A 13,960-nucleotide genomic window follows, 5' to 3' on the forward strand; every position below is an offset into this window, starting at 1 on the left:
TCACGTTCCACGCGCATTGTCTAAGGCGTTAAAGCGATCAAGAAATTCACTTTGTACTGACTGGGTTGGTCGCGGATCAAGCATAAGGCCAGCCGGGTTGAAATCTCTGGGGCGACCGAAATATTTAACAGCTTCCCGTTCCGTAAAACCGGCAAGTTGGGTAGCTTCAAAAAAGGCGGCGATACGATCGGCCCGCTTAATCGCTTTTTTCAACACCATTGGAATGGTTGCCGATAGAGAAAAGCGTAAGCGAATAGCATTTTCGAGCCGTGCCTCTATCAGCTTATAATTGCCACCCATCACCGCTTTGAACGGCGAAATCATGTCACCAATCACATATTCCGGCGCGTCGTGCAGCAGGGCATGCATGCGCCATTCTTGGCTCGCATCCGGCATAAGTTGACCAAAAATCTGTTCAACAAGCAAAGAGTGCTGTGCAACCGAATAAGCGTGCTCGCCAATCGTTTGACCATTCCACCGGGCCACACGCGCTAGGCCATGTGAAATATCTTCAATCTCAATATCAAGCGGCGAGGGGTCCAGAAGATCGAGGCGGCGCCCGGAAAGCATACGCTGCCAGGCCCGCTCTTTGCCTATCAAGCGATCTGTGGCGGCCATTAAGTGCCTCTCGGTTCCGTTTCTGGAAATCCAAACCGGACATTAGGAGGCAGGTGAAGTTGAATCTCTTGATTTCCTGCCATGATTGCAGTGCCGGAGTCCATGGCATCTTTGACCCGATCGATGCGCACCAAAGCAAGGCCGAGATCGCCGGAGGAGCTTCCCAGCGTGCCAATTTCGCGCCCGCCAACGCTGATTGCTGTGCCCTTTGCCGGAAGTGAGCCATCGCTTGTTGCCACCAGAACACGCCGCCGCGCGGTGCCCCTATGCTGCATACGGGAAACAACTTCCTGCCCCACAAAACAACCTTTAGGAAAAGTGACGCCCCCGATCTGATCAAGATTAACATCATGCGGGAAAGCGTCGCCATAAGCATAATCAGTCTCGCCTTCAGCAATGCCATATTCAGCGCGAAGCCTGATCCATGCGCTTTCATCGCTGGTATCTCCGGCGCTGCCATAGATGCGAAGCACATTAAGCTCTGACGGAAAACGCATATCGCGCTTGATGTGCTGAGAAGGACTAGAATCTGTTTGCCAACAAACGCTCACAAGTGATTCTGGATTAAGCGAAATTTCCGCTTTCGCCCGCAGACGATAAAAGGTCATTCGCTTGATGAAATCCTCTGCAATAGTTGCAGGCATCTCAAAGCGCAGACCGTCCGTGATACGCGAGACCAGAAAATCGAATAGAATTTTCCCCTGCGGCGAGAGAAGTGCGCCGGGCTTTAATTCATCCGGGCCTAATTTATCGAGATTGGTGGTAATTACAGCCTGGAGGAATTTTTCTGCCTCTTCTCCTGTAATATGAACCAGCGCTCTATTGGAAAGATTTATCGCACCCGTTACCGTCACCATCGTTTCTTCCTTGCCTTTACCACTATCGTTACGTAAGCCCCATCGGAGAGGCTCGCAAGCCCCATCAAGCCAGTAGGAGTCAACAATGGCTGAAACGTTCGATACGATCCTGAAAGGTGCCACCATCGTTAATCATGACGGCATTGGTCAGCGCGATATTGGAATTCGTGATGGACGAATAGCTGCGATAGGTTTTTTATCGGCTGCTTCCGCTGGCGATATTGTTGATTGTACAGGACTTCATATCCTTCCCGGTGTTGTGGATAGTCAGGTTCATTTTCGTGAGCCGGGTCTCGAATATAAGGAAGATTTGGAAACGGGCTCTCTCGCCGCAGTGCTGGGCGGGGTGACTTCTGTTTTTGAAATGCCCAATACACAACCACTCACCACTTCTGCCGAAACGCTTGAAGATAAAATCCGGCGCGGTCGTCATCGTATGCATTGCGATTTTGCCTTCTGGGTGGGTGGAACGCGAGAGAATGCCAAGGATGTGGCCGAGCTTGAGCGTTTGCCAGGCGCTGCGGGTATCAAGGTTTTCATGGGATCATCGACGGGGGATCTGTTGGTGGAGGATGATGAAGGCGTTCGCTCAATACTGAAAAACACGCGTCGGCGTGCGGCATTTCATTCCGAGGACGAATTTCGCCTTAACGAGCGGCAGGATTTGCGTGTTGAAGGCGATCCGTCCAGCCATCCAATCTGGCGCGATGAGGTGGCAGCGCTACAATGCACGCAGCGTCTTGTTAATATCGCGCGTGAAACAGGCGCTCGTATTCATGTATTGCACATTTCTACCGCCGAAGAAATCGACCTTCTAAGCCAGTATAAAGATGTGGCGACCTGCGAAGCCACCCCGCATCATTTGACACTTTCCGCCGATGATTATGCAACATTGGGTAATCTCATTCAAATGAACCCGCCTGTGCGCGATAAGCGCCACCGCGCCGGTGTTTGGAAAGGCATTGAGCAAGGCATTATTGACGTGCTCGGCTCTGATCACGCGCCACATACTATGGAAGAAAAGCAAAAGCCTTATCCGGCGTCGCCCTCGGGCATGACAGGTGTCCAGACCCTAGTACCCATTATGCTCGATCATGTTAATGCTGGAAAGCTTTCACTGGAACGTTTTGTCGATCTCTCCAGCCACGGTCCCAACCGAATTTTCGGTATGGCTCGCAAAGGTCGTATTGCTGTTGGCTATGATGCTGATCTGACGATCGTCGATATGAAGCGTCAAGAAACCATCACCCATGAACAGTCAGGCTCGAAAGCCGGCTGGACGCCATATCATGGCAAGACCGTCCAAGGATGGCCTGTCGGCACTTTCGTCCGCGGTATCAAGGTGATGTGGGAAGGCGAGATCGTTAGCCCACATAGGGGCGAGCCAGTCGAATTTATAGAAGCGCTGCCTCATTAGGAGAATGGGAATGGCCTCTGGCGAGGCATTTTCGCTGTGCTGTATTTGTGTTGAGCTATACTGTGCTGGGCGGCGCTGGAACGGGCTTATTGAAGGGTTCGTTCTGGAAGTAAACTTCCGGCAATGATCTGGCCGCGCATTTTCTCAATCAGTTCCAGTGCGCAATCTTCACCTGCTTCCCGCATGAGTTCGGTCAAAGCGGTGGTGAGGGCAGCCTCTGCCAAAATTTCGGTCTCAATACCTTCGGAGACACCATCCGCCCAGGCTTCGTTTTGATATTCAATTGCGACCAGCTTCTTTTCACGGGCAATCATCTCGTCCAGATCGGCTGGTAAATGATCCATCGATTTCATCTTGGCTTGCATCTTTCTTTTGCAGGGCGTTCACTCAACTAAGAGGGGGCAACCTTGCAACTACCTGTCTTTAAGACAGTGTTAACAGATAATAGCGATTCTGAATCGCGTAATTTGCGTCAATGCGCATAAGAATTATTAAATGGTTAATTGCCATAGCGCGAAATGATCTCATTGGACAAGCGCTCTCCCTCTTTCATATAGCGATCAATCGCCGCAAGGGCAGATGGCGTGCAGCGAATATAATTCTCGCTGAAAGTCCGATATCCATAATTAAAGCCCGATATTAAACGCAGCCGTTCAGATTCTGTAGGGTTTTCGGCTGCGATAATTGCATCCATCTGATCGCGCCAAATGCTTGCCGTCTCCCCGCACAAGTTTCGTAAATAGTGAAGGGAACCTAAAACTTCCGCAACCCGCAATAATTTCCCATCATAAGCGTCTTGTGCATAAAGCGTCGGGGAATTGAAGCCCAACGCAAGCATCACAGCAAAAGGGAAAAGCAGTCTGCCTTTCAAATCGTGCCCTCTCTTGACCTGAAGTTTTGCAAAGAATCGAGGCTGCATCAAGGCGTCGATATCGCAAAGAATTATGGAGTGTCTTCGGCTTGAGCTACGGAGCGTGCCATGGCCAGCGTCGATTCCGTTACTTGCTGCCCTTCCATTTCTTCAACGCTTAGCCAGTGAATTGAAACCGCGTCGTCTCCGGCCTGTTCCATACCGGTAATGTCATGGGCGCGAAACACCGATAAATAATAGCATTTATCATAGGCTTTTTCACCCGTTGCCAGATCTACGGTGATCATATGATCTAGTCTTGCCGCATGGAGAGCGGTTTCTTCTTTTAATTCTCGCTTTGCTGCTTCTTCCGCAGTTTCGCCGGGTTCAACACTGCCGCCGGGAAAGGCAAGCCATCCCTTTAACGGCTCTTTGCCCCGCTTAACCAGGAGGAAACGCTTGTCACGGCGGCAAATTAACGACACTCCCTGAACTTGAGCTGGGACGGGAAAGATCGCGGTAGTAATCATGTCTAAGCTATGATCGGTGCTGAAAGTTTTTGCAACATGCAGATGGCTTGACCCGGAAAGAAAAAGCCTGAACATGGGTCAAATGTGTGGACGTTTTTCATTAACAGCAAGTCGGGATGAGCTTGAGGCATTATTCGGTGCAATGATCGCGGAGGATTTTCCACCTCGTTACAATATTGCTCCGACTCAGCCGATCCTATCTATCTTGGCGGGCGAAACACCGCGGCCTGGCAGCAATCATCCGAACCGGATTGGCGTTCTAGCGCGGTGGGGCTTTATACCATCATGGGTGAAACAGCCCGATGAATGGCCGCTTGTTTTCAACATTCGTTCCGAGACAGCAGCCGAAAAGAAATCATTCCGTGCCGCACTTGTGCACCGCCGCGCTCTGGTTCCCGCCTCTGGCTTTTATGAATGGCGACGCGTGGGCAAAAACAAGTCGCAACCCTATTGGATAAAGCCACGTGCGGGCGGAACCATAGCACTTGCCGCGCTGGTTGAAACATGGAGCGGCGCTGACGGATCCCAAATTGATACGGTTGGCCTGCTGACCACCCGTGCCGAAAATGAACTTCGTTCTATCCATGAACGGATGCCGGTAATTGTTCAGCCCGAAGATTATGAGCGCTGGTTAAACTGCAAAGATGTGTTGGCTAGAGAAGTCCACGACGTCATGAATCCCGTGCAGAAAGAATTTTTCGAAATCATTCCTGTTTCCGATAAGGTCAACAAAGTTGCTAATACATCGCCTGATCTACAGACCCGTGTTGAAGAATGCTTGACGGGAACCGAGCCACCGACAAAAAAGAATAAACCGGGTCCGAAAGATTCTTCGGACGACCAGCTTTCAATGTTCTGAGCGTAAGGAACTCTCGTGTATTCAGCTGCAATTTCAGGGTTCTTGCTAGGCGCCACATTGATTATAGCAATAGGTGCTCAAAATGCATTTATTTTGCGTCAGGGTCTTTTGCGGCAGCATGTATTCATCTTATGTCTAATCTGCGCAGTTTCGGACGCTCTGTTAATCGCCGCTGGAGTAGCGGGGCTGGGAACACTGATTGCTAAATCGCCCACGCTTATTTCTTTCGTTACAATCGCCGGAGCGCTGTTTTTATTCTGGTATGCCATAACCGCATTTCGCAGGGCCGTTCATCCAGAAGCCATGCTGACCACCTCAGACGGCGGAATGAGCCTCAAAGCAGCGGTAGCAACCTGTCTCGCACTGACTTTTCTCAATCCCCACGTTTATCTTGATACCGTGGTTCTATTGGGAAGTTTATCGGCACAATTTGAAGGCACAGACCGTGCCGCTTATGGTGCAGGTGCTGCCACTGCTTCTTTTGTCTGGTTTTTTTCCCTCGGCTACGGCGCGCGTCTGCTGCAACCGTTTTTTGCCAAACCCTCGGCCTGGCGCATATTGGATGGCATTATCGGCGTTGTCATGGCGCTGATCGGCTTAAGCCTTATAGCGCGGTTTTTTAACAGCTAAGATTGAGCGCCTAATATTGTCTTTTTCGACCTCTTGGCGCTTGGGATTGCTCATCAAAGCTGCGACAAGGACCGCAGGTCCGATATCCCGATATTGACTGAGAAGCGGATCTTCTCGCAGTGGTGGTTCAGTTTTACACATGGCCTCATCCTCATCCGAATTACCGATCACTATTTCGTGATGGAATGAGACGGAATGAAGGCTGATTGAAGCCGGTTTTGGGGAAATCCCGACCTATGCAATCTTAAAACCCCAGGGTTGCTAAAATGACACAGGTAAAGAGCGCTGAGCGCTGGGCTTATCGGGCAGATTTTTAAAATACTTGACGGAGGCCGGGTGGGTAGAGATAAGTGCATTTATGAAAATGGCGATCGCGATTATTTGCACCGGTTCTATTATTTGCTAGCAGTTTGCTGGCCCGGTCGTTTTCGTCTCCCTTAGCGATTACAGGATGATAACGCCCCGGCCAGCCGGCTGGATTTGTTCTTGTATTCAAGCCTTTTGGGGAAATGAAATGGCTCAGACGCCGCAACTTAAACTCTATAATACGCTGACCCGCACGAAAGAGGTGTTTACTCCTCTTAATGCGGATAATGTCCGCATGTATGTCTGCGGCCCGACCGTTTATGATAATGCACATATTGGCAATGCGCGGCCGGTCATTGTTTTCGATGTTCTCTTTCGTTTGCTTCGTCATGTTTATGGCGAAGCTCATGTCACTTACGCACGCAACATTACCGATGTCGATGATAAGATAAATGCGCGAGCTGCCCGTGATTATCCCGATTTGCCTCTTAATGAAGCTATTCGAAAAGTTACGGAAAGCACCAATGCGCAGTTTCAGGCTGATGTAACAGCATTGGGCAATTTGCAGCCCACGACTCAGCCCAGAGCCACCGAACATATGGATGAAATGAGAGCGCTGATTGAGCGGCTGATCCAACGCGGCGTTGCTTATGTGGCAGAGGATCATGTTCTCTTTTCCCCATCTGCAATGAATAATCTCAAAGGGCCGCGTTACGGCGCGCTCGCTCGACGTTCGCTTGATGAAATGCTTGCAGGTGCTCGGGTCGATGTGGCGTCTTACAAACGCGATGAGATGGATTTTGTGCTCTGGAAACCATCAAAAGACGGCGAACCCGGTTGGCCGTCTCCCGCCGGAATCGAGGTTGTCGGGCGACCAGGTTGGCATATTGAATGCTCGGCCATGTCGATGGCTAAGTTGTTGGAGCCTTTTGGTGGCGGTCTTCAATGCGATGATCCGGAGAAGAATCAATTCGATATTCATGGGGGAGGGATCGACCTTGTGTTCCCCCATCATGAAAACGAAATCGCCCAGTCCTGCTGCGCTTTGGGCACCGAGCGTATGGCTAAGCTTTGGATGCACAATGGCTTTTTGCAGGTCGAAGGCCAGAAAATGTCGAAATCACTCGGCAATTTCATCACTATTCGCGAAGTATTGGACAACGGCCTGCCGCAATTGGGAGATTGGCCTAATAAAGATGAGCGTGATCGTTGGGTTGGTCTCGCAGCGCGGTTTTCAATGCTGCAAACTCATTATCGCGAGCCGATAAACTGGACAGCACAACGATTGGCCCAATCCGCTGAGGAATTGCGTCGATGGTATGGATTGCTGCGTGAGCAAGAGTTTAGCAGCTCGAAGCAATTATCGGCGGCTGATGAAGTTGTCATAGCGCTTGCCGATGATTTGAATACGTGGTCCGCAATCACCGCTTTGCGCAAAGCTTTCAAAAATCGCGATGTATCAGCCCTTGGGGACGGCATGGCTATTTTGGGATTGCTCGACCCGCATTTCATCACGGCTTCAGATTTGCCAATTTTTTCTACCGCCGTAGTTGATGAAGACGCTGTGAACGCGCAAATATCCAAACGCCTGCATTTGATTGCCGCGAAAAATTGGGCTGATGCTGACCGCATCCGCGATGAGCTTCTGGCTCAAGGTATCCAATTAAAAGACAGCAAAGATCCCGTTACGGGTGAGCGCATCACGACCTGGGACGTGATAGGCTAGCGCCTTGGATCTGGGAGGACGCTATGACACTTGATAATAAGCCGCATTTTACCGGCGGATGCCAATGTGGCGCGGTGCGCTTTCACATTGAGGGTCAGCTTGGCGACGCTTCGATCTGTCATTGTCGCATGTGCCAGAAAGCCTTTGGAAATTTCTATGCGCCATTGGTTGCCGTAGGCAAGGCGAAGCTGACTTGGCGACGCAAAGAGCCGCAACGTTTTCAATCGTCAAATCATGTTAAGCGTGGTTTCTGCGAAAAATGCGGCACGCCTCTGACTTACGAAGTCTCTGACAAAATCGCTTTGGCGATTGGTACGTTCGATGATCTTGCCGCGATAAAGCCAACCATACAATGGGGCGTTGAAAAGAAGCTCCCTTATCTCGAAGAACTCACGGCACTGCCGGGCTTTCCTACCGAACGGGATGAGAAAAGTCACGAATTCGCAAGGACGATGGTCTCCTATCAGCACCCTGACCATGAGGTCAGCGACGAGCCAAAATGATCGATATTGCAATGACAGGCAAACATATGACACGCGAGCGCATCTATATTTATGACACCACGCTAAGGGATGGGCAGCAAACGCCTGGCGTTGACTTTTCGGTCGAAGACAAAAAATCTATAGTCGCGCTTCTTGAGGAATTGGGCGTTGACTATGTCGAAGGTGGTTATCCCGGCGCCAATCCTACCGACACGGCCTTTTTCCAAAAACGGCAGACCACGCATGCGAAGTTTGCTGCTTTTGGCATGACCAAGCGGGCGGGCGTCTCCGCATCCAATGATCCGGGCCTTACGACTTTGTTGCAGGCTGAAAGTGACGCAATCTGCTTCGTCGCAAAAAGTTGGGATTACCATGTGAAGCTTGCGCTTGGCTGCACCAACGAAGAAAATCTCGATTCAATCACCGCCTCTGTGAAAGCTGCTGTCGGGTCTGGCCGTGAGGCGCTCGTTGATTGTGAGCATTTCTTTGATGGCTACAAAGGCAATCCGGAATATGCGCTTGCATGCGTCAAAGCCGCCTATGATGCCGGAGCGCGCTGGGTGATTCTCTGCGATACAAATGGCGGCACACAGCCCTCGGAAGTTAAAAACATCATTAAAGCGGTAATGGATCTGGTTCCGGGAGAGAATTTAGGTATTCATGCCCATAATGACACAGAACAGGCGGTAGCAGTCTCGCTGGCAGCGATTGATGCCGGAGTGCGCCATGTTCAAGGAACGCTTAACGGAATCGGCGAGCGCTGTGGAAATGCAAATCTGGTTACGCTCATTCCGACATTGGCATTGAAGCCTTATTGGTCTGACCGCTTCGAGCTGGGTGTGACCGCCGATGCTCTGCAATCAATCACCCGTATTTCGCGCACCTTTGACGATATACTTAACCGTGCCCCGATGGCACAGGCGCCCTATGCAGGATCATCGGCCTTTGCTACGAAAGCTGGAATCCATGCTTCAGCACTTTTGAAAGAACCGCAAACTTACGAACATATTCCACCGGAATCGGTGGGCAATCAACGGCGGGTTATGGTGTCGGATCAAGGCGGTAAGTCAAATTTTATCGCTGAACTCGAACGCCGTGGCATTCATGTTACAAAAAAGGATCCGCGCCTCGATAGTCTTATTTCGCTGGTCAAAGAACGCGAAGCTGAAGGCTATGCCTATGAAGGCGCAGATGCCAGTTTCGAACTTCTCGCCCGAAATATGCTTCATCCCCAACCGGAATTTTTCAAAGTTGATTCTTTCCGCTGTTTGGTCGAGCGCCGTTTTGACGTCAATGGAGTGTTGAAGACCGTTTCAGAAGCGGTCGTTAAAGTTGAAGTTGATGGACAGATGCATATGTCCGTTGCGGAAGGTCACGGACCGGTCAACGCATTGGATATTGCACTTCGCAAAGACCTCGGACGTTATCAGGAAGAAATCAAAGATCTGGAGTTGGTCGATTTCAAGGTCCGCATTTTGAATGGCGGTACTGCAGCAATCACCCGGGTTCTAATCGAATCGGGAGACGCGACTGGGGCCAGATGGCGCACGGTTGGTGTGTCTGACAATATCATTGATGCTTCATTCCAAGCCCTGATGGACTCTATCAACTATAAGCTTTTGAAAAATCGATCTCTCGCCGGTGTCGTCGCAGCTGAATAAACACGATCACATCAATTGAACTTTAGATCAGTTAAATTGAATAGATTTTGTTATTCATTGGGGCATAGCATCTAATCGAACATGGGTGACAGCTTGAGAGCTGTGTTAAACGGAGCTGATAATGACCAAGCAAACCTTGTCCGAAGGAAGGCTTTCGGACGGGGCACAGGGCTTTTTGATGGCTCTGGCTGCCTATGGACTTTGGGGAGCGCTCCCGTTTTATCTCAAATTGCTATCGCATATACCAGCCGTTGAGGTTGTCGCGCACCGAATTGTATGGTCCGTGCCGGTAGCGCTTATACTGGCGGTTTTGCTCGGCCAATTTAAAACCATCATAAGTGCGCTCACAAACCCGCGGCTTCTGGCCATGGCTGCTTTGACCGCAACGCTGATCTCGGTTAACTGGTCGACCTATGTTTGGGCGGTCGCTCACAACCAGTTAAGCGAGGCCGCACTGGGCTATTATATTACCCCATTGGTAAATGTTGTGCTGGCGGCACTTTTTCTTTCAGAACGATTGAGCAAAATACAATATGTTGCGATCGGCTTTGCTGCCGCGGCAGTGGCTATTTTGTCGATAAATAGCGGCGGCTTGCCTTGGATCTCGTTGATATTGGCGACTACATTCGGCCTTTACGGTTTTTTCCGAAAATCCCTGCCCATGTCCGCATTGCAGGGCTTCACTTTGGAAGTAATTTTGCTCACTATCCCAGCCCTTGGCTATATTATATGGCTGATTTCAAAAGGTAATGAGCATTTTTTCTCTGGCACGGCATTTGACATATCAATGCTGATACTCGCCGGGCCTTTTACAGCAATACCTTTGATCCTTTATGCGGCGGGCGCCAAGCTCTTACGTTATACTACGCTCGGATTGATGCAATATATGACACCGACAATGCTGTTCTTCTTTGCTATCTTTATTTTCGGAGAGCCTTTTTCCTGGGTGCAACTCATCGCCTTTATCCTGATATGGACAGGGCTTGCGCTTTATACATGGACAATGATCATGGAAAATCGCCGCGCACAGGCCGCCGAAAAATAGGTTACCTTTTAGAATGCGAGATCAGGCATTGGCCAAAGCGATGAATTCCTCAACGCTGAGTGCCTCTGCGCGTCTTGTGCCGTCAATGCCAGTTTTTTCGAGAAGCTCCGCTCCGCCGATTGATTTCAAGCTTTGGCGTAACATTTTACGACGTTGCCCGAAAGCGGCCTGGGTGATCTGTCCCAGACGTGCAGCGCGACAGGGTAGGGGATTCTCACGCGGCACGATGTGAACCACTGATGACATAACCTTGGGCGGTGGTGTGAAAGCTTGTGGCGGCACATCAAACGCAATTCTGGCTTCGGTCCGCCATCCAGAAAGAACACCCAGTCTGCCATAATGATGGCCATTAGGCTGCGCGACGATCCGTTCTGCGACTTCACGCTGAAACATCAATGTCATGGATTCATAAAATGGCGGCCAAGGCTCGCAAAGCAGCCAATTTAACAGCAATTGTGTCCCTACATTATAGGGCAGATTTGCTACAATTTTTGGTTTCTGACCATCTGGGAAAAGCTTGGTAAAATCCTGCTCCAACGCATCCCCTGCAATAATGCGCAACCGACCGGGATAATGAGCCTCAATTTCTGCAAGGGCCCCCAGGCAGCGATCATCTCGCTCGATTGCAGTCACTATTGCACCTTGGGCCAGCAAAGCACGGGTAAGTCCACCGGGGCCGGGGCCAACTTCTATTACGGGCTGATCTTGCAGATTGCCTGCTTGTCGCGCAATTTTAGATGTCAGATTGAGATCAAACAGAAAGTTCTGCCCCAAAGATTTCTTCGGCATGAGATCGTGACGCTGCATCACCTCTCGCAGCGGAGGGAGACTGTCGATACTCATACGAGCTGCCCCATTTCATTCTGTGCAAGCTCGCGCGCCAGCTTGATTGCTGCTACCAAACTGTCTTCTCGTGCAATGGCTTTGCCAGCGATGTCGAATGCCGTCCCATGGTCGGGGGAAGTGCGGATAAAGGGAAGGCCCAGTGTCACATTCACCGTTTCGTCAAATGCCAGCGCTTTCGCAGGAATTAATGCCTGATCATGATACATGCATATGGCGACGTCATAGGCTTTACGTGCCGCCGCGTGAAACATTGTATCAGCGGGCAGAGGGCCCCAGGCATTCACGCCCTCACTTTGCAGCTCTTTGATTGCTGGTCGGATGATAGTGTCATCTTCTTTGCCCATCGCGCCACCTTCGCCAGCATGTGGATTTAGACCGGATATGGCAAGGCGAGGGGCTTTTATACCGAAGCGAGCGCTTAAATCCTTGGCTGTGATACGGGCGACCTCAACTATGCCCGATGTTGAAAGAGCAGATGGGACTTCAGCCAGCGGAATATGAATAGTAACCGGAACTGCGCGTAATTGCGGTCCGGCAAGCATCATAACAGGAGTTACACCCCGCCCCACATGACGGCTTGCTAATTCAGCTAGAAATTCTGTATGCCCGGGATGGTTAAAGCCTGCATCATAAAGCGGCTTTTTTGCAATAGGGCAGGTGACAACCCCACTGGCCTCACCGCTCAACGTCAGGAACACTGCGCGTTCTATTGCTTCAATTGTACCTTCAGCATTTTCTGCGAGTGGCACGCCGGGGCTCTCTTTATGTGCGGCTGAAAGAGCAAGAACCGGCAGATAATGAGCAAATTTTTCAACGGCTTGTGAGGGTGAAGCAATTACTTCGATTGGCACTTCTAATCCAAGTCGTTCTGCCCGTTGCGCAAGCTGTGCTGGATCCGCGATTAGAAAGAAGGGCGGCAAAGCCAGAGCTTCACGCTTCAGCCATGCTTGAAGTGCAATGTCTGGTCCCACTCCGGAGGGGTCGCCAATGCTAACCGCGAGCGGCTGGACAGGCTGAGCACTCATATGATTTCTCACTGTCAGAAAATGGGGGTAACGCCCGTTAAATTATGTGATCAAAGTGAGGGCAAGGAATGGCAAACGGATCAACGATTGATGATCGTCGCTCTCTCACGAAGTTCCTTGAGATAGGTTTTGCTCATTTCTTCGGCTTTCTTTTCCTGACCTCCGGGCGATTCTGTACCTTCCATTGAAAAGACCAGTTGCGCTACACGGTCATCAGAAACCTGGCGTGTACTGCATAGAGTAAGAAATTCTACGCCTTTTTCCGTTTCTTGCGGAGGTGTAGAGCCATTCACTTTGGTAGCTTTGACCTGCTTCGCCCATTCTTGCGGCAATTGTTGTTCAAGTATGCGCCCAAGGTCACGCACAGTCACATCAATAATGCCCTTTGCCTGTTGGCGCGTTGTGTTGCAGCTCTGAATACGCGAGCGTAAAGCATTGGCTTCCTGCTTGCGCTTTGCCAATGTGGCTGGCGAACGTTTTGTAGAAGGAACAACAAAGATTACCTGCTGCAGATGATATTCGGTGGCAACCGGTTTCTTACCACCATCTTTGAGCATGCGTTGGACAGCTTCTTGTTCGCTAATCATACCGGTAGATTGGAAACGTGCGCTGATAAGGCGGCCCCAACCCATTTGAACCATAATATAATTCTTGAAATGCTGTGGTGTAATCCCGGCTTGATTCATCAACTGGTTAAGCTGGGCTACGCTCATATTGTTGCGTGTCGCAAAACCTGCATAAGCCTGATCGACTTCTTGATCAGAAACATTGATGCCGCGGGTTTTCATTTCCACACGCTTGAGCATTTCCTCAGTGAGCTCTTCGCGGGCTATTTGGTTGAGATTGCCGCCGCGGCGCTGAAGCTTGAGAAATGCGACCCGACGCGCAATGTCACCGGAAGTAATCGCATTACCAGAAACAATGATTTTAATCTCGGTTCCACCGCTGGCCGCAACAGCCGGGTTGACGCTCACAGCTGTACCCAGCGCCGTTAAACACACCGCAGCGCCTAATATGGAGGCGAAAAGAGGTCTTGCAAACTTCATCGTGTTTTCCCGGTTCCTTAAGATAGGCAAGGCGGAGCCTCGTCGGTCCGTATCTGGATGAG

At 50.6% G+C, this 13,960-nt stretch carries 15 protein-coding genes; 7 read left to right on the plus strand and 8 right to left on the minus strand.

Translation table 11 applies throughout. The features are described 5' to 3' along the window. Together C7374_RS08290 and ygfZ are read right to left on the minus strand one after the other, a co-directional pair. Entirely contained in the window at positions 1-618 is a 618-nt protein-coding gene (locus tag C7374_RS08290; RefSeq protein WP_111575161.1) for a YfbR-like 5'-deoxynucleotidase, read from the minus strand. Next, positions 618-1,475, minus strand: coding sequence for a CAF17-like 4Fe-4S cluster assembly/insertion protein YgfZ (gene ygfZ / locus C7374_RS08295; RefSeq protein WP_111575162.1), 858 nt, complete (start codon positions 1,473-1,475; stop codon positions 618-620). Before ygfZ ends, C7374_RS08290 begins: the two co-directional genes overlap by 1 nt. A gap of 85 nt (positions 1,476-1,560) precedes the next feature. Here ygfZ and C7374_RS08300 point away from each other — a divergent pair, with 85 nt between their 5' ends. Further along, entirely contained in the window at positions 1,561-2,892 is a 1,332-nt protein-coding gene (locus C7374_RS08300) for a dihydroorotase (RefSeq protein ID WP_111575163.1), read from the plus strand. A gap of 86 nt (positions 2,893-2,978) precedes the next feature. On the opposite strand, the gene C7374_RS08305 is transcribed toward C7374_RS08300, so the two are convergent. The 3 genes from C7374_RS08305 to C7374_RS08315 form a co-directional block, all read right to left on the minus strand. Beyond that, positions 2,979-3,245 carry a hypothetical protein gene (locus C7374_RS08305; protein WP_111575315.1) on the minus strand — a complete coding sequence of 89 codons (267 nt, stop codon included), beginning with the start codon at positions 3,243-3,245 and terminating at the stop codon, positions 2,979-2,981. A 146-nt stretch (positions 3,246-3,391) separates the two neighbouring features. Then, on the minus strand, positions 3,392-3,730 hold the full coding sequence (locus tag C7374_RS08310; protein ID WP_111575316.1) for a TIGR02301 family protein: 339 nt from the start codon (positions 3,728-3,730) through the stop codon (positions 3,392-3,394). A 104-nt stretch (positions 3,731-3,834) separates the two neighbouring features. After that, a complete protein-coding gene (locus C7374_RS08315; protein ID WP_111575317.1) occupies positions 3,835-4,272 on the minus strand; it encodes an NUDIX hydrolase in 438 nt (145 codons plus the stop codon). 82 nt (positions 4,273-4,354) lie between these two features. Between C7374_RS08315 and C7374_RS08320 the strand changes: the two genes are divergently transcribed. From C7374_RS08320 to rarD, 6 genes are all read left to right on the plus strand, one after another. Further along, positions 4,355-5,131, plus strand: a complete 777-nt coding sequence (locus C7374_RS08320; protein ID WP_111575318.1) for an SOS response-associated peptidase — start codon at positions 4,355-4,357, stop codon at positions 5,129-5,131. 15 nt (positions 5,132-5,146) lie between these two features. Then, on the plus strand, positions 5,147-5,761 hold the full coding sequence (locus C7374_RS08325; protein WP_111575164.1) for a LysE/ArgO family amino acid transporter: 615 nt from the start codon (positions 5,147-5,149) through the stop codon (positions 5,759-5,761). 514 nt (positions 5,762-6,275) lie between these two features. Continuing rightward, positions 6,276-7,793 carry a cysteine--tRNA ligase gene (gene cysS / locus C7374_RS08335; protein ID WP_111575166.1) on the plus strand — a complete coding sequence of 506 codons (1,518 nt, stop codon included), beginning with the start codon at positions 6,276-6,278 and terminating at the stop codon, positions 7,791-7,793. A 23-nt stretch (positions 7,794-7,816) separates the two neighbouring features. Continuing rightward, a complete protein-coding gene (locus tag C7374_RS08340; protein WP_111575167.1) occupies positions 7,817-8,296 on the plus strand; it encodes a GFA family protein in 480 nt (159 codons plus the stop codon). 26 nt (positions 8,297-8,322) lie between these two features. Further along, complete coding sequence (cimA, locus tag C7374_RS08345; RefSeq protein ID WP_111575319.1) at positions 8,323-9,936, plus strand: citramalate synthase; 1,614 nt, start codon at positions 8,323-8,325, stop codon at positions 9,934-9,936. A gap of 121 nt (positions 9,937-10,057) precedes the next feature. Then, a complete protein-coding gene (rarD, locus tag C7374_RS08350) occupies positions 10,058-10,981 on the plus strand; it encodes an EamA family transporter RarD (protein WP_111575168.1) in 924 nt (307 codons plus the stop codon). Positions 10,982-11,002: 21 nt separating this feature from the next. On the opposite strand, the gene rsmA is transcribed toward rarD, so the two are convergent. From rsmA to C7374_RS08365, 3 genes are all read right to left on the minus strand, one after another. Then, positions 11,003-11,824 carry a 16S rRNA (adenine(1518)-N(6)/adenine(1519)-N(6))-dimethyltransferase RsmA gene (gene rsmA, locus C7374_RS08355; protein ID WP_111575169.1) on the minus strand — a complete coding sequence of 274 codons (822 nt, stop codon included), beginning with the start codon at positions 11,822-11,824 and terminating at the stop codon, positions 11,003-11,005. Then, positions 11,821-12,852: a 4-hydroxythreonine-4-phosphate dehydrogenase PdxA gene (gene pdxA / locus C7374_RS08360; RefSeq protein WP_111575170.1), complete on the minus strand. Its 1,032-nt coding sequence runs from the start codon at positions 12,850-12,852 to the stop codon at positions 11,821-11,823. The genes rsmA and pdxA overlap by 4 nt, the downstream gene beginning before the upstream one ends. An 80-nt stretch (positions 12,853-12,932) precedes the next feature. Continuing rightward, complete coding sequence (locus C7374_RS08365; RefSeq protein ID WP_111575171.1) at positions 12,933-13,898, minus strand: peptidylprolyl isomerase; 966 nt, start codon at positions 13,896-13,898, stop codon at positions 12,933-12,935. Positions 13,899-13,960 lie beyond the last annotated feature (62 nt).

The sequence above is a fragment of the Falsochrobactrum ovis genome, assembly GCF_003259955.1.
GTDB classification, from domain to species: Bacteria; Pseudomonadota; Alphaproteobacteria; order Rhizobiales; family Rhizobiaceae; genus Brucella; species Brucella ovis_A.

Bases quoted from the DNA above. Each gene is read 5' to 3' on its own strand.
- C7374_RS08305 (WP_111575315.1), bottom strand. From the start codon at position 3,245: ATGAAATCGATGGATCATTTACCAGCCGATCTGGACGAGATGATTGCC.
- cysS (WP_111575166.1), top strand. From the start codon at position 6,276: ATGGCTCAGACGCCGCAACTTAAACTCTATAATACGCTGACCCGCACG.
- C7374_RS08290 (WP_111575161.1), bottom strand. From the start codon at position 618: ATGGCCGCCACAGATCGCTTGATAGGCAAAGAGCGGGCCTGGCAGCGT.
- C7374_RS08340 (WP_111575167.1), top strand. From the start codon at position 7,817: ATGACACTTGATAATAAGCCGCATTTTACCGGCGGATGCCAATGTGGC.
- ygfZ (WP_111575162.1), bottom strand. From the start codon at position 1,475: ATGGTGACGGTAACGGGTGCGATAAATCTTTCCAATAGAGCGCTGGTT.
- cimA (WP_111575319.1), top strand. From the start codon at position 8,323: ATGACACGCGAGCGCATCTATATTTATGACACCACGCTAAGGGATGGG.
- C7374_RS08320 (WP_111575318.1), top strand. From the start codon at position 4,355: ATGTGTGGACGTTTTTCATTAACAGCAAGTCGGGATGAGCTTGAGGCA.
- rsmA (WP_111575169.1), bottom strand. From the start codon at position 11,824: ATGAGTATCGACAGTCTCCCTCCGCTGCGAGAGGTGATGCAGCGTCAC.
- C7374_RS08315 (WP_111575317.1), bottom strand. From the start codon at position 4,272: ATGATTACTACCGCGATCTTTCCCGTCCCAGCTCAAGTTCAGGGAGTG.
- C7374_RS08365 (WP_111575171.1), bottom strand. From the start codon at position 13,898: ATGAAGTTTGCAAGACCTCTTTTCGCCTCCATATTAGGCGCTGCGGTG.
- pdxA (WP_111575170.1), bottom strand. From the start codon at position 12,852: ATGAGTGCTCAGCCTGTCCAGCCGCTCGCGGTTAGCATTGGCGACCCC.
- C7374_RS08300 (WP_111575163.1), top strand. From the start codon at position 1,561: ATGGCTGAAACGTTCGATACGATCCTGAAAGGTGCCACCATCGTTAAT.
- C7374_RS08310 (WP_111575316.1), bottom strand. From the start codon at position 3,730: ATGCTTGCGTTGGGCTTCAATTCCCCGACGCTTTATGCACAAGACGCT.
- rarD (WP_111575168.1), top strand. From the start codon at position 10,058: ATGACCAAGCAAACCTTGTCCGAAGGAAGGCTTTCGGACGGGGCACAG.